The 15926-nt window shown below is 33.1% G+C and carries 14 protein-coding genes and 1 tRNA gene; 6 read left to right on the plus strand and 9 right to left on the minus strand.

Going from position 1 to position 15926, the window contains the following annotated elements:
* The first annotated feature begins 182 nt into the window (after nucleotides 1–182).
* The 3 genes from CW731_RS02915 to CW731_RS02925 all read left to right on the plus strand — a co-directional run bounded on the left by CW731_RS02915 (nucleotide 183) and on the right by CW731_RS02925 (nucleotide 1835).
* The gene (locus CW731_RS02915; RefSeq protein ID WP_100945321.1) at nucleotides 183–479 is read left to right on the plus strand and encodes a hypothetical protein; all 297 of its coding nucleotides are present in this window, start codon (nucleotides 183–185) and stop codon (nucleotides 477–479) included.
* 147 nt (nucleotides 480–626) lie between these two features.
* Nucleotides 627–1166 (plus strand): Crp/Fnr family transcriptional regulator, encoded by a 540-nt coding sequence (locus CW731_RS02920; RefSeq protein ID WP_100945322.1) that lies wholly within the window; start codon nucleotides 627–629, stop codon nucleotides 1164–1166.
* Nucleotides 1167–1244: 78 nt separating this feature from the next.
* Complete coding sequence (locus tag CW731_RS02925) at nucleotides 1245–1835, plus strand: NAD(P)H-dependent oxidoreductase (RefSeq protein WP_100945323.1); 591 nt, start codon at nucleotides 1245–1247, stop codon at nucleotides 1833–1835.
* A gap of 149 nt (nucleotides 1836–1984) precedes the next feature.
* Here the strand turns inward: CW731_RS02925 and CW731_RS02930 are convergent.
* Nucleotides 1985–2066 (minus strand) — tRNA-Tyr (locus CW731_RS02930).
* Nucleotides 2067–3439: 1373 nt separating this feature from the next.
* Here CW731_RS02930 and CW731_RS02935 point away from each other — a divergent pair.
* A complete protein-coding gene (locus CW731_RS02935) occupies nucleotides 3440–4081 on the plus strand; it encodes a DUF6266 family protein (RefSeq protein WP_100945324.1) in 642 nt (213 codons plus the stop codon).
* Between the two features lie 135 nt (nucleotides 4082–4216).
* Here CW731_RS02935 and CW731_RS02940 read toward each other — a convergent pair whose 3' ends face one another.
* The 4 genes from CW731_RS02940 to CW731_RS02955 form a co-directional block, all read right to left on the minus strand.
* Nucleotides 4217–4474 carry a helix-turn-helix domain-containing protein gene (locus tag CW731_RS02940; RefSeq protein ID WP_100945325.1) on the minus strand — a complete coding sequence of 86 codons (258 nt, stop codon included), beginning with the start codon at nucleotides 4472–4474 and terminating at the stop codon, nucleotides 4217–4219.
* A 393-nt stretch (nucleotides 4475–4867) separates the two neighbouring features.
* Nucleotides 4868–5146, minus strand: coding sequence for a GIY-YIG nuclease family protein (locus tag CW731_RS02945; protein ID WP_100947606.1), 279 nt, complete (start codon nucleotides 5144–5146; stop codon nucleotides 4868–4870).
* A 1389-nt stretch (nucleotides 5147–6535) separates the two neighbouring features.
* A complete protein-coding gene (locus CW731_RS02950; protein WP_232734709.1) occupies nucleotides 6536–9073 on the minus strand; it encodes an ABC transporter permease in 2538 nt (845 codons plus the stop codon).
* Nucleotides 9073–9762: an ABC transporter ATP-binding protein gene (locus CW731_RS02955; RefSeq protein ID WP_100945326.1), complete on the minus strand. Its 690-nt coding sequence runs from the start codon at nucleotides 9760–9762 to the stop codon at nucleotides 9073–9075. Before CW731_RS02955 ends, CW731_RS02950 begins: the two co-directional genes overlap by 1 nt.
* Before the next feature lie 33 nt (nucleotides 9763–9795).
* Between CW731_RS02955 and CW731_RS02960 the strand changes: the two genes are divergently transcribed.
* On the plus strand, nucleotides 9796–10533 hold the full coding sequence (locus tag CW731_RS02960; protein WP_232734710.1) for an arylesterase: 738 nt from the start codon (nucleotides 9796–9798) through the stop codon (nucleotides 10531–10533).
* A gap of 44 nt (nucleotides 10534–10577) precedes the next feature.
* On the opposite strand, the gene CW731_RS02965 is transcribed toward CW731_RS02960, so the two are convergent.
* Complete coding sequence (locus tag CW731_RS02965; RefSeq protein WP_100945328.1) at nucleotides 10578–10754, minus strand: adenylosuccinate synthetase; 177 nt, start codon at nucleotides 10752–10754, stop codon at nucleotides 10578–10580.
* 783 nt (nucleotides 10755–11537) lie between these two features.
* On the opposite strand from CW731_RS02965, the gene CW731_RS02970 reads away from it, so the two are divergent.
* A complete protein-coding gene (locus CW731_RS02970; protein ID WP_100945329.1) occupies nucleotides 11538–12422 on the plus strand; it encodes an outer membrane beta-barrel protein in 885 nt (294 codons plus the stop codon).
* Between the two features lie 72 nt (nucleotides 12423–12494).
* Here the strand turns inward: CW731_RS02970 and CW731_RS02975 are convergent, their stop codons facing one another.
* From CW731_RS02975 to CW731_RS02985, 3 genes are all read right to left on the minus strand, one after another.
* Complete coding sequence (locus CW731_RS02975; RefSeq protein ID WP_100945330.1) at nucleotides 12495–13118, minus strand: MarC family protein; 624 nt, start codon at nucleotides 13116–13118, stop codon at nucleotides 12495–12497.
* 462 nt (nucleotides 13119–13580) lie between these two features.
* A complete protein-coding gene (locus CW731_RS02980; protein ID WP_100945331.1) occupies nucleotides 13581–15533 on the minus strand; it encodes a heavy metal translocating P-type ATPase in 1953 nt (650 codons plus the stop codon).
* A gap of 3 nt (nucleotides 15534–15536) precedes the next feature.
* Complete coding sequence (locus tag CW731_RS02985; RefSeq protein WP_100945332.1) at nucleotides 15537–15905, minus strand: DUF3703 domain-containing protein; 369 nt, start codon at nucleotides 15903–15905, stop codon at nucleotides 15537–15539.
* Between the last annotated feature and the right edge of the window lie 21 nt (nucleotides 15906–15926).

The following is a 15926-nucleotide window of genomic DNA, read 5'->3' on the forward strand; positions in this document are numbered from 1 at the left end:
TTTTAGCCAAAAAGAAAGTTCTGAATCAATTACAAAGTAATTTATTTCTTTACTTTACTGTTTAGAAAATAGTTGCTATAAAACGAGAACTTCTCTCCTATTTATTTAATTTATTTTTGAAATGCAAAATAAATATTGTAAATAAAAATAAATAATTAAAATACGATAAATAAGAAAACATTATGAAAAACAAAAGTAGAAAATTAAATATCATAGCTATAATAACTTTATTAATTCTACTATTTATTTGTGCATTAATTATTCAAGATAGTCCTTTGAGTTGGGCACTTTTACCAGGAGATTCAGTAATATTATTTCCTTTATTATTTTTTATCCCTTTAATATTGTCTGTATTATCTTTAATGAACAAGAAAAATATATTTGCTAAAATAATACTTAGTATTTCAATAATATTACTAATTATAACAGGCATATTCGCTCTTTATGCATTGGCTTTAGGAGCAGCTTGGAAAAATTAAAAAGGTAACAAGTCGCTAAGAATAGCTATATCTAAGAAATATTTGTCATAATTTTAATTAAGTGCTTAAAACACCTAACAAACCATACATAAAACCATTAGCTTCACCCCTATCAGAATCTTGAAAAAAAAGAGAAATAATTAAAAAATGGAAGGCTTTAAAACAGAACACACCGAGTGGAATAAATTCAAATACCTTTTTAAAAAACAAGAAATTCCTGCAAAGACAATTTTATTAAATGAAGGAGAAATTGCTAAACAAGCATTCTTTATTGAGAAAGGTTGTTTAAGAGTGTGTTTTAATAATGATGAAAAAGATATTACTTTTCAGTTTTTCTTTGAAGGAGAAAGCGTTTCTTCAATTGAAAGTTTTCGAACGCACCAGCCAAGTTTATTTACAATTCAGAGTGTAGAACAGTGTATTATACATTCAATTTCTAAAAGAGATTTACAGACAATTATTAACACATCAACAAAAATTAAACAGCAAATAGAAGAACACACTTTTAAGCGGCTCATTATTTATCAAAAACTATTTCTTTCAAGAATCAAAGACAATCCAGAAAAAAGATATTTAGAACTTTTAAAAAAGAACCCTGAAATTCTATTGAGAGTTCCACAGCATTATATTGCTTCTTTTTTAGGAATTACACCTGTTTCATTAAGTCGTATACGAAACCGAAAGTAAACGCATTTCTTTACAATTGTTATCGTTTACTTATTTAGACCTGCCCACTTTTGTAATATAAATTTAAAACATTATAAAATGAAAGTAGTAATCGTATTTAATCACCCTTATAAGGGTAGTTTTTGTAATGCCATTTTGCAATCGGTAACAAACGGACTTACAAAAGGGAATCACCTAATTGACCTTATTCATTTAGACAAAGACAACTTTAATCCTGTAATGACAGCAGAAGATTTAAGAGCTTTTCGTGATAAAAAACCAATTGACCCAAAAGTAATTGATTATAGCAATAGAATAAAAAATGCAGACCATTTAGTGTTTATCTTCCCTATTTGGTGGGAATTAATGCCTGCAATAACAAAAGGTTTTGTAGACAAAGTAATTTTTCCTGGTACTGCTTACGACTATACAAATGCAAAGAATACAAGAATGATGCCTTTATGGAACAAGTTAAAAGGAGTTACAATGATAACGACAATGAATACGCCAAATTATTTATATCGATTTTTATTTGGGAACGCCATAAAAAAAGCAATGCTTTTAGGTACTTTTTGGAAAATAGGTTTTAAGAATAGAAAATGGATAAGTTATAATCAAGTAAAGCAAGTTAGTAAAGAGAAAAGAGAAAAATGGTTAATTGAACTTGAAAATAAATTCTCTTTTTTGTAACGAAAAGAAAAGGCAATAGCACCCAAGCAAAGTAATCCCTCAATAAAAATCAGCAAAATAGTACTTTTAGTCGATAATTAATAAGAGTATTAGTTCCTTAGCATTAAGAAGAAATTTAATTCCTTTTAGAGTGCAGAACAGCTAAATTGTGGGGAGAGCAGGATTCGAACCTGCGAAGACGTAGTCAACGGAGTTACAGTCCGTCCTCGTTGGCCGCTTGAGTATCTCCCCTATCATTTATTGTTTCAATGAACGTGCAAATTACTCTCGTAATGCATTGTTTTTTTTAAAGATTGCGAATATACAAAGTTTTCATACATGTCCTAAAAAAAGCGTGTTTTTTTTCAACTTTATTTTTTAGGTAAGTAGTAGGTTTTAAGAATCTGTCATTGCGAGGCACAGCTTGTTGCGAGGTACGAAGCAAAAGCAATCTCTTTATTATTGCATTCTATTTATTGTGTACGCACTCTTACCTTCCATTCTTTATGTGAGATTGCCACGTCGTTCCTCCTCGCAATGACACTCGAATCTGTTATTGCGAAGCCGAAGCAAAAGCAATCTGTTTATTATTGCATTCTATTTATTGTGTACGCACTCTTAACTGCCATTCTTTATGTGAGATTGCCACGTCGTTCCTCCTTGCAATGACACTCGAATCTGTCATTGCGAGGCACAGCTTGTTGCGAGGTACGAAGCAAAAGCAATCTGTTTACTATTACATCTATTTTTTGTATACGCACTTTTAACCGCCATTCTTTACGTGAGATTGCCATGTCGTTTCTCTTCGCAATGACACTCGAATCTGTCATTGCGAGGCACGAAGCAATCTGTTTACTATTACATCTTATTTATTGTGTACGCATTCTTATCTTCCATTCTTTATGTGAGATTACCACGTCGTTCCTCCTCGTAATGACACTCGAATCTGTCATTGCGAGGCACGAAGCAATCTGTTTACTATTACATTCTATTTATTGTGTACGCACTCTTAACTGCCATTCTTTACGTGAGATTGCCATGTCGTTTCTCTTCGCAATGACACTCGAATCGTCATTGCGAAGCCGAAGCAAAAGCAATCTCTTTATTTTTGCATTCTATTTATTGTGTACGCACTCTTACCTTCCATTCTTTATGTGAGATTGCCACGTCGTAGCTACTCGCAATGACACTCGAATCTGTCATTGCGAGGCACGAAGCAATCTGTTTATTATTGCATTTTATTTATTGTGTGCACTCTTAACTGCCATTCTTTATGTGAGATTGCCACGTCGTTCCCCCTCGAAATGACACTCGAATCCATTTAACCTACCTCGAATCTGCCTCGGGTTTGCTCCCTAAAAAGTCCATTTTTAAAAAATAAGGACTTCCAGTCTTCGAACCAAGCCCGAACCAAACCCGAACAAAACCCTCTAAAAAGGTTGTTTTTGTGTCATTACGTGTCAGCAGCGGTCATTATGTTTTATACCGTGTCTAAATGTGTCAGTAGCGGTCAGTACCGTTTACAAACCGTCAGTTTGTGTCAATACATGTCAGCAAGTGTCAAGTGTTTGTAAGTGTGAGTTTTAGGTTTTAGATTTGACATCTATTAATCATAAAAAAAAATTATGGCAACATTTGAAAAAGGAATACTTGGCGGATTTTCTGGCAAAGTAGGCAACGTAGTAGGCGCTAGATGGCGAGGTAAAAATGTAATGCGAAGTTTACCACAGCGTGGTAATTATACAGCTACCGCAAAACAGGAAGAACAACGTCAAAAATTTAAAACCGTTATTGGTTTTTTAAGTCCGATTGTAGCGATATTAAATCGTTATTTTGGGAATACACAGGGCGATAAATCGCGTTCTAACTTGGCAACTTCTTATCATCTTAAAAATGCAGTAGTAAGCAGCCCATTGGGCATGGTAATGGATTATGCCAAAGTATTGGTAAGCAAAGGAGATTTAAGAGGAATTGATGGTGGTACTATGACTGCAGCAGCCGGACGCATTCTAAATTTTGGATGGCAAGACAATAGCGGCCAAGGGAAAGCCACAACTACCGATGCTTTTATGGTGGTGGTCTATGCACCCGACCTAAATTTGTTTTATAGCAATTTGGCAGTTGCCACCAGAGATGCCACAACGGCAACCGTAACATTACCCGATTTTATGGCAAGTTTTGAGGTGGAAGTTTGGGCATCTTTTACCAAGCCAGAAACCAATTTTGCGGCAATAAGCACCTATATGGGTACTGTTACCGTACTGTAAAAACAGCATTCATACACAGGTTATTTAGAACGTGTTTGCGTATAACAACAAAATGTTATGCGTACACACGTTTTTTTTCAATCCTTATTTTTGTTGTACAATTTCTAAAAAGACTGCGAACCGTTTGCTAATTGTTTACGAATTATTTACATTTCTAAGCGCCTTGTGTATAAACAACTTATTTAATAAGTGTTTGGGGTACATGGGGCTATGACCTAATTTAAAACTAGGTATGTTGTGGTGTTTTCGCAACCTGTACATGGTGCTGCGGCTTACATTTAAATGTGCCATGGCTTCTTCTGTAGTAAGCCATACTTCATTTTCGAATAAATGGGCATCGAATTCTAAATGCCTGTTTTGTAAAACGGGTTGGTCTTTTTTTTCTTTTTTCATAAGTATTTTTTCTTAGCAATGTACCCTGTTGAAATTGAGTGTTTTATGCGCTAATATAAATAAAATTTTATAGGTATAAATACGCGATTGTTGCTTTTTAATAAAAGTGGCCTTTTTTCTAAAAGTTACCATGTGTTGCTTTTAAAAGAAATTGAGTAATTTCTTTTAATTTTACTACAATTCAATTCGGATAATTATAGGTATCTATAAAAAGTGAAATTTCTTCAATAGATTTTTCTATCAGTTCTTTTTTACTTCTCGCTGTTTTTATTTTAGATCATAATTGTAAAATATAAATAATGTTAATTTCATCTCTATGAATAACTCTAACTCAAAATCTACTCTTTGTGTGAGATTGCTTCATTCTTCGAAATAACACACTGCTTGCAATAACTATAACAGATGCTTCCAATTAGGATTCATACTTTCTATTAATGCTACTTTATTTGCTCTATTACCCGCTTTTAATTGTTTTTCTCTTGCAATAGCATCACCAATCATTTGAAACGATTCAAAATACACCAGTTTATCTAAATTATACCGAGCCGTAAACGATTTTTGATCAACCTTATTGCGGTGTTGTTTTATTCGCTGTTCTAAATTAGATGTTACACCAACATATAGTGTGGTGTTATTTTTATTGGTTAGTATGTATATAAAGCCTGGTTTCATCTTTTCAATTATATTCGTATCTGTTATTGCGAGGTTTTTTTTACACTCGTCATTGCGAGGTACAGCCTGTTGCAAGGTACGAAGCTAAAGCAATCTGTTAATTAGAATGTTCTATGCTTCCTGTTCTTACTGTTGCGTTCTACTCTTTACGTGAGATTGCTTCATGCTTCGCAATGACACTCAGAACCTGTTCTTACTGTTGCGTCCTCCTCTTTATGTGAGATTGCTTCATACTTCGCAATGACACTCAGAATTTGTTCTTTACACTCGTCATTGCGAGGCACGAAGCAATCTGTTAATTAGAACGTTCTATGCCTTCTGTTATTACTGTTGCGTTCTACTCTTTACGTGAGATTGCTTCATGCTTCGCAATGACACTCGTACCCTGTTCTTACTGTTATGCTCTCCTCGTTACGTGAGATTGCTTCATACTTCGCAATGACACTCGTACCCTGTTCTTACTGTTACGTTCTCCTCTTTACGTGAGATTGCTTCATACTTCGCAATGACACTCAAACCCTGTTCTTACTGTTACGTTCTCCTCTTTACGTGAGATTGCTTCATACTTCGCAATGACACTCATACCCTGCTCTTTACACTCGTCATTGCGAGGTACGAAGCAATCTGTTAATTAGAACGTTCTATGCTTTCTGTTCTTACTGTTACGTTCTCCTCTTTACGTGAGATTGCTTCATGCTTCGCAATGACACTCAGAACCTGTTCTTTACACTCGTCATTGCGAGGTACGAAGCAATCCGTTAATTAGAACGTTCTATGCTTCCTGTTATTACTGTTGAGTTCTCCTCTTTACGTGAGATTGCTTCATACTTCGCAATGACACTCGTACCCTGTTCTTACTGTTATGCTCTCCTCGTTACGTGAGATTGCTTCATACTTCGCAATGACACTCGTACCCTGTTCTTACTGTTGCGTTCTCCTCTTTATGTGAGATTGCTTCATACTTCGCAATGACACTCAGAATTTGTTCTTTACACTCGTCATTGCGAGGCACGAAGCAATCTGTTAATTAGAACGTTCTATTCTTTCTGTTATTACTGTTGCGTTCTCCTCTTTACGTGAGATTGCTTCATACTTCGCAATGACACTCAAACCCTGTTCTTACTGTTGCGTCCTCCTCTTTACGTGAGATTGCTTCATACTTCGCAATGACACTCATACCCTTTCTTACTGTTACGTTCTCCTCTTTACGTGAGATTGCTTCATACTTCGCAATGACACTCGTGCCCTGTTCTTACTGTTGCGTTCTCCTCTTTACGTGAGATTGCTTCATGCTTCGCAATGACACTCGTACCCTATTCTTACTGTTGCGTTCTCCTCTTTACGTGAGATTGCTTCATGCTTCGCAATGACTATTATAAATGAAAAACTTTACACCTCTTTTCTCAACACCTCTAAAGGCGGACTTCTTAAAACCGATTTTAAATTACTGATACCAATAAGTACCACTAAAAAAGTAACTCCAGGTAAAAAGACTAGAAAAGGAATTACGGAGGGTATAAAAGGTTCTTTAAATAAAAAGGTGGCCAATAACTGACTCCCAATTAAAGACAATAAAATACCTGTTAAACTTCCTAAGATTCCTAAATAGACATATTCTAAGGCTGTAATTTGTAAAATTTGTTTGCTTTTTGCTCCTAAAGTTCTTAGCAAAACACTTTCTTTAATTCGCTGGTATTTGCTGTTTCTAACAGCACCTATGAGCACAATAAAACCTGTTAAAATGCTAAAAAATGCCATAAAATTAATAATCCATGAGATTTTATCTAAAATACCTTCTACAAGCGTAAATACTTGTCTTAAATCTAAAATAGTTACATTGGGGAATTGTTGTACCAAGTCTCTTTGTAAGGCTGCGGAATCTTCTTTGTTAGAGACATGTGTGGTCATCACATTAAATTTCGGTGCATTTTCTAATACTCCGGTTGGAAATAAAATTGAAAAATTGACCTTCATACTACTCCAATCTACTTTTCGAATACTCCCTACAATCGTTTCCATCAATACTCCTTGAATATTAAAAACAACGGCATCTCCTACCTCTAAATTTGCATCTCTGGCAATATTGTCTGCAATAGATATATAAATAGGCGTTCCTGGTGTTCTTTTTCTTGTAAAATCGCCCGCTACAATCTCTTCTGTTGCAGATAAAGCATCTCTGTAGGTAACTCTAAATTCTCTATTTAAAATCCACTTACGCATTTTAACCGTACTGTCTTTGCGAATCTCATTTACAGATGTACCTCGAATGCTTTGCATGCGCATGGTAATGATGGGTATGTTATCGATTACTTCTAAGCCTTTGCTTTTAAAGGTTTCTAAAAGTGCCGTTTCTTGAGTACTTTGCACGTCCATTAAAATGATATTGGCATCACTTTTTTTATTTTCAATAGCCGTTTTAACAAGTAAAATATCTTTGGTAAAATACAACGTACTTATTAAAAAAGTACCAAAACCAATAGCCAAAACAAGCACCATGGTTTGGTTGTTGGGGCGAAATAAGTTTAACAAACTTTGGCGATTGGTATAGCCCCAAGAACTTGGAAAGTATTTTTTAATTAGCTTAATAAAGATATTCGCTACACCTGTCATAATAGCAAATGTGATAGAAATACCAAGTGTAAAAAACAAACCATTTAGGGCATCTTTTAGAATCCAAAAAGAAAACAAAAAGATAAAAAGTAGTATTAAAAACCCTACTGCAATTCGTGCTATTTTAGGCTTTTGTAAATTGTCTTCAGCACCTCTTAAAACTTCTAATGGCGATACATACCAAGTGCCTAATAATGGTAATAATGCAAATAAAACAGACATTACAACACCCAAAGCAACCCCCATAATTATAGGCCAAATAGAAATTGATACGGCTACATTAAAGGGTAAAAAATCTTGTAAAATATAAGGGAATGCATATTGTAAAGCTGTTCCTATGGCAGACCCAATTACACCACCAATAAACCCGATACTTATAATTTGAAGCAAATACATTAAAAATGTTTGCTTTCTAGAGGCTCCTAAACATTTTAAAACAGCTACATTTTTTAGTTTTTCTTTGATATAAATATGTACAGAACTCGCAATACCAATACACCCTAATAAAAGGGCAATAAAAGCAACTAGATTTAAAAACCGACTCACATTATCATACCTTCTTCCCAAACGTTCGCTTGTACTTGTATGGGTGTCTAAATCAGCATTTTCAGCTTTAAGAATTGGATTTATTTTTTCATCCAATCTTTCTAAATCCGTTGTTGGAGCTTCAAAAAAGTATTGGTATTCTTTTCTACTACCTACTTGCAACAATGCGGTTTCTTCTAAAAAACGATAAGGAATTAAAACGGTTGGTGCTATAGAAGATGAAATCGCTGTACTACCCGGAATTGATTTTAAAGCACCTAAAATGGGAATTGTAAGTTTGCCTAATTTTATTGAATCGCCCGGATTTAGATTGTATTGCAATAGCAACGTAGCATCTACCAATGCACCGCCTATTTCTTGATAATTTTTACCAGCAGCTACAGGATCTGTTGCTAAATCTCCGTAAAAAGGGAACGCACCTTCAATAGCCCTTACTTTTACTAATTTGGTGCCATTATTTTTAGGGAAAGCAGCCATAGAAACAAAGTTCACTTCAGAAGCAGTTGCTCCTAAAGAATCTATAATTGCCTGTACTTTTTTAGAAGGAATTTGTTTGCTATCAATAATAAAATCGGCACCCATTAAGGCTTTCGATTGTAGTTGTATGTTTTGTTTTAAATTATCACTAAATAATTGAATGGAAACCACTGCTGCAATGCCTAATATAATAGATGCCATAAAGAGCATTAATCTAGAAAGGCTTGCTTTACCGTCTCTCCAAGCCATTTTTAAAAGCCATTTAAAATTTGCTTTAGAATTGATCTTGCTCATTAAATAGTGTTGGTTTTTTCGTTTGAAGTAATCTTCCCTCCTTTTAAGCGTAAAATTTGTTGTGTTCTGTTTGCCAAATCTAAATCGTGTGTAATAATTACCAAAGTAGTGCCGGCTTCTTTGTTCAATTCAAAAAGTAATTGAATTACCTTTTCGCCTGTTTCTTCGTCTAAATTTCCGGTGGGTTCATCGGCAAATAAAATAGACGGTTTGTTAGAAAAAGCTCTTGCCAATGCCACGCGTTGTTGTTCTCCGCCAGATAATTGAGACGGATAATGGTGCAAACGATCTGCTAACCCTACCTTTTCTAATAAAGCGATACCAAATTTAGTTGCATTTTTTTCGCCTTGCAATTCTAAAGGTACAATGACGTTTTCTAAAGCGGTTAATGTAGGAAGCAGTTGAAAGTTCTGAAAAATAAAGCCTACTTCTTTGTTTCTTAATGCCGCACGTTCATCTTCATTTAAATTCTGTAGAGGGATGCCGCATAGTTCAACGGTTCCTGAACTTGGGTAATCTAAACCTGCACACAAGCCTAATAACGTAGTTTTACCACTTCCAGATGGACCTACAATTGAAAAAACACTTCCTTTTGCTACTTCAAAAAAAATATGACTAATTACTGTTAATTTTTTAGATCCACTGCTATACGTTTTCTCTAAATCATTAATCTTTAATATATTTGACATTATTTTTATTTAATTTTTATCTAAAATATGCTGATGTTGAAAAATAAACAATTACTGAAACATACCAACAATAGAATACCAAATGTTTTCTTAAAATTTTGTTGTTTTTCTTTGTTGGTATTTCTTTGCGCTTGTAAATCGGATGTTCCTAAAAAAGCAACAACTATAGAAACCACGACTCCTAAAACTCAAATTAAGCAACCTGAAAAAAATGCTGTTAAAAGAATTGTTTTTTTTGGTGATAGTTTAACTGCTGGTTACGGTTTAACAGATGTTACCGATGCTTTTCCTGGAATTATTCAACATAAAATAGATTCTTTACAATTAGATTACAGTATTGTAAATTCTGGTGTAAGTGGAGAAACTACTTCGGGTGGAAAAAATAGAATCGATTGGGTTTTAAATGAAAAACCAAGCATTTTTGTTTTAGAATTGGGCGCAAATGATGGTTTAAGAGGTGTTCCTTTAAAACAAACAAAAGAAAATCTACAAGCCATTATAACTGCAGTTAAAAACAAGTATCCTACTACAAAAATTGTTTTAGCAGGCATGCAAATTCCGCCTAATATGGGACAAGATTATACTTCTGAATTTAAAAATATATTTCCTGCATTGGCAAAAAAAAATGAGGTGTATTTAATTCCTTTTTTATTAGAAAATGTTGGTGGTACTGCCGCTTTAAATCAGTCAGACGGTATTCATCCAACAAAAGAAGGACATCAAATATTGGCTAAAAATGTTTGGGCTGTTTTAGCGCCTTTACTTAAATAAAGCCATTAAGATGCTTTACGTATCGAACCTATATGTAGCTAAAATTATTTTTTATTCTTTCGCTTCTTTCTCCAAAGAATATAAAATAAAAAAGCTAAAATAGGCATAATGATAATTACAATCACTTCAAATGGATCTGTAAAATCTAACGGTTGGTTATCGTCTGGATTTGGCGTACCTATTGGTAATTGTAAGATTAAGGTGTTATATATTGCGAGCATATTTTTTAATGATTTAGATTCAAATTTATGAAATTAAAAATACACGACAAATTTAAAATCAGGTTACATTTTTCAATACACTTTATGTTTCCTTAAGTTTCACCTTAATTAGTGGCTTTAATTCTCTTTGTAAAAGTTTTATATTAGAAAACCATTTTTTTAGCATAATCCTATTTAATAGTAATTTATGGTCGGATGCTTAAAACGCCATAAATTCAATTAACACTCTAAGACCTATTGTTTTAAACGTCTTACATCTGAAGTGATTAAACTTCTAGTAGGTATATTAGAAAAACGAGGTGTAAATAATATTTAGATTGGTACTCTTGAAACCTACTTTATTTTAATAATATTTCAAGCAGATATAACCACTTAACTTCTATTATTATTTCGAGCAAATCAATTCAATTATCTTTTATTTTAAAATTTGGGCCACCCAATGGATAATTTATAGTTTAAGGCTTTCTAATAAACCAATAATTATGATTTTAAAATAGTGTGATTGCTAAGTTTTAATAATGGTACCTATTACTCTTTCTTGCAATTTCTCTAGCTACCAATACATTAAGTGAAAAAGGCCTTTTTTTAACAACACAAAAGGAATTGTCTTAAAAAAAAGCTACAGTTCAGTAGTACAATTTGTTAGAGAAATTACTGATAATATTTTCAAATAAATAGCACATTTCTATGCGAAAATATTTACATTTATACACTCTAAGCATCTTTTATTAGAGAAAAGTATTTTAACCTTTTTATTTAAAAAAAATTCAAATTTATTACATTATGAAACATTTAATCACAGTATTTACAGCCCTTTTAATAAGCACAATGTCTTACGGGCAATATCAAGTTTCTGTTAGCTCTGGGTATGCTTTTGGTAGTGCCGGAATGAAGTTAGGAGAAGAAATTAATATCTCTGAAACAGAAAATAGCTATGGTAGTTATGGTGAAGGAGCCAATATTCAAATAAGAGGAAGTTATTTTTTTAATGAATCTTTTGGTGTAGATCTAGCTGTTGGGTATTTAAGAGGTGCAGATCAAACTATATCTAAAGGTTATGAGTTTTACGAAAATGGTGATCTTAACACAAATGTAGATATAGATGCTGTTGCTAGAGCACGTGCTTTTGGTGCATCTGCTTCTATAGTGTATCGATTTACTAATAATTTATATGGCCGTTTTGGTGCTTTAATAAAAGTAGGTGGTAAAACAGAGGCAGTTGTGTATAAAAAATCTGTTTTTTCGCAAGCAGAAGCAAACGCTTTAAAGCTACCGTTAGGTTCTTATTCTGAAACAAATTATGTAGAAGATTACCACGGACATTTTCCTTTAGGTTTTGTTGGTGCACTTGGGTATAAGTTTGACTTAAATACTCATTTTTCTCTTTTTGCTGAAGCAGAATATTACGGAATTAGTTTGAAAAGAAAAGATTCTGAAATTACAGCATTTAATACAGATATTGTTTTACCAGATGGTACTGTTGCAGTAGCTGGTTATAAGTCTTTAGATAATTTACCTCCAGGTTTTGTAAAGAAAACTACATACGTAGATAATTTACCGAATGGCAATAGAGATGCTTCTAAAAAATTATCACAAAAAGTACCTTATTCTTCTTTCGGAATTAATTTTGGTGTTACTTACCAGTTTAACAATGCTAGTAAGAAATAATAATTTATTTACTTCATAAAAAAAAGCCCTGATTTATATCAGGGCTTTTTTATTTTATATTAAATACTAGATTTATTTAGAAATTAAATCGAAAGAAATTTTAATTCCTTGTATAATCATACCGGTACCAATAATTGCAATAATTAATCCCATTATTTTTCCAATTACAGAAATTACGTTATTACCTACTATTTTAACAACAAGATCACTTAATCTAAAGGTAAAAAAGGTAATTAAACTCATGAGTCCGAAAATAGCGATTACCAAGAAAATTTGCAAATTACCAGCATTAGAAACAAAGTTCATGGCAGTAACAATTGTACCTGGACCCGCTAAAATAGGAATGGCAAGCGGCGATACCGCTATATCTTCATCTTCATCTACACTCTCTAGACTTTTTACATTAGATTGTTTAGATTGTAGCATATCGAACCCAATAAAGAAGATTAAAATACCACCTGTTATCTTAAATGCAGGAATACTAATGTTGAATAATTCAAAAATATATTTACCCAAAAGAATAAAAACAGTAACAATTATAAACGCTATTATATTTGCTCTTTTATTAATGTCTGCCTTTGTTTTTTTATCTTCACCTCTGGTTAAAGACAAAAAAACAGTCATGTTAGATATTGGGTTTGTAATCGCAAAAAAACCTGTAAAAACGGTAATTGAAAATGTAATTAAATTTTCCATTTATTGTAAAATTATTTCTCTTAAAAAAAAAGCAAAATTACTTCTTTATATTCAAAGTAATTTTAATTTTATAAGATAGCTAAAAATAATAAATTTTAAGACGAATATTAAGTTATGTGTAAAAAAAATGAAATTAATCTATGAATGCAATAACATTTTTAAGTTTTTTATAAATAATCTACTTTAAAATAGCTGGTATTATTTCTTTAAATTTCTTTAAAAATGTTATTTTGATGGAGAATTTAACTGTTTTTAGCTTTAATTTTCTGTTAGTGTTATTTGCCGCTAAAAACCATAAAATTTGTTTTAACGAATAACAGCATCGTTCTTAAATTCAAACAATAAAAAACCTCTTAAAAAAGAACTTTATACTACAAAAATCTCATTTAAAAAATAAATGAGATTTTCAGTTTTAATAGTAAAAAAATAACTTTTTAGAGCATCTTAGAATTCGCTTTAAAGCTAGTTCCATTTCATTCTTTGCAATCTCACCGCATTTAATATGGCCAACAAAGCCACACCAACATCTGCAAACACTGCTTCCCACATAGTTGCCAAACCTCCTGCGCTTAAAATTAGAACAATTACTTTAACTCCGAAAGCCAACGTTATGTTCTGCCAAACAATTTTTCTAGTAGAACGACTAATTTTTATCGCTTTTACCACTTTAGATGGTTGATCTGTTTGAATAATAACGTCTGCTGTTTCGATAGCAACATCACTACCCAACCCCCCCATGGCAATACCAACATCACTTGCTGCTAAAACAGGGGCATCGTTGATTCCATCACCTATAAAAGCAATTTTATTTTTCGGATGCTGTTTTAAAATTTCTACTTCATTTAACTTGTCTTCTGGCAACAAGCCGCCTTTTGCTATTTTAATATTCAATTCGGCAGCTACTTTTTGAGTAATAGTATCTTTATCACCAGAAAGCATTATAATAGTATCAATACCCACCTTTTGTAAGTTGATAATGGTTTCTTTAGCATCTTCTTTCAATTCATCTGCAAGTACTACATAGCCCGCAAACTTACCGTTAATAGCTACCAAAACAATAGACTCTACAATAGATGCTGTTTCTGGCAGCACTTCAATATTATTCGCTGTCATTAAAGCTTTGTTTCCTACCAAAACCGTTTTACCATTGATAACTCCTTTTAAACCTTTTCCTGCAATTTCAGAGACGTCAGTAGCCTTAAAAGGAACTCCTTCTGCTTTGTATTCTAAAATAGCTTTGGCAATAGGATGTGTAGATTGTGTTTCCATTGCCATGAGGTATTTCATAAACTCAGTTTCATCAAAACCAACTGCCTTTACTGCTGTTATTTTAAATACACCTTTGGTAACGGTACCTGTTTTGTCTAGCACCAACGTATTTATTTTGGTCATTGCCTCTAGATAAGAAGCCCCTTTAAATAAAATTCCGTTTTTAGACGCTGCACCTAGTCCGCCAAAATACCCCAACGGAATAGAAATAACCAAAGCACAAGGACAAGAAACTACTAAGAAGATTAAAGCACGATACAACCAATCTCTAAAGACATAATCTTCTACAAAAAAGTAAGGAAATAAGGTTACGCCAATCGCTAAAAAGACAACAATTGGTGTATAAATACGTGCGAATTTTCTAATAAATAATTCGGTTTTAGATTTTCTAGCGGTTGCATTTTGCACTAAATCTAAAATTCTAGCAATAGAACTGTCCTTAAATTCTTTGGTTACCTCAACCACTATAACACTCTCTAAATTAATGCTTCCCGCAAATACATTTGCTCCTTCTCTAATACGATCTGGCTTGCTTTCTCCTGTTAAAGCCGCCGTATTTAAAGATGCTTTTTCTGAAATTAAGATACCATCTAGTGGAATCTTTTCTCCTACTCTAATTTGGATTTTCTCTCCGATTTTAACAGTTTCTGGAGGAACGCTCTTTGTGTTTCCGTTTCTAAAAACATTGGCTTCTTTGGGTCTTACATCTAACAAGGCTTTAATGTTTCCTTTTGCTTTGTTTACCGCAGCACTTTGAAACAATTCACCTACTGCATAAAATAACATCACTGCAACACCTTCTGGGTATTCTCCAATAACAAATGCACCAATGGTTGCAATAGACATTAAGAAGAATTCGGTAAAAACATCTCCTTTTAAAATGCTTTTCCACCCTTCTTTAACTACCGGAAGTCCGACAGGTATGTATGCGATTCCGTACCAAACAATACGAATCCAGTCTTTAAAAAAAGCAATATCAAAAGAATCGAACCCAATACCAATCATCAACATTGTAAAACTTACAATTGCTGGAATGTAGGCTTTAAATCCACCTGAATCTCCATCATGATTGTGCCCATCATCATGGTTGTGTTCTTCTTTAGCGTTCGGTTTTATGTCTCTTAAATTGAGTTGCTCTTTTTTCATTCGTTATTCTTTATTGTATTTGAATACTAATTTTAGATCATCTGGTAACTCCATTTTCTTTAATGGATGAACATTTGCCCCACCTGAGTTTCCTGTAGGAATCTGGTTTATAAAAGATTTCCAACCACCTACTAATAATCTAATAACTTGACCAAAAACTTCTTTTACATTTTTCTGACGAAACCCAAATTTTAACATTAACCAATGAGAATAGGAATGCTCTAAAGGGTAAGACTGCCCAATAATGTGTAGCCTTTCTAAATGATACCAGGCCAATTCTAAATTTTGGGTATGCATAGCCTTTTCATACAATACGTACTCCACCTTAAAAATTGATTTTAAGTGTTTCGTTATTTTAAAATTAAAAGTCATAGTATCATGTATTTCTTGTTA

Source organism: Polaribacter sp. ALD11, from assembly GCF_002831685.1.
Classification (GTDB): domain Bacteria; phylum Bacteroidota; class Bacteroidia; order Flavobacteriales; family Flavobacteriaceae; genus Polaribacter.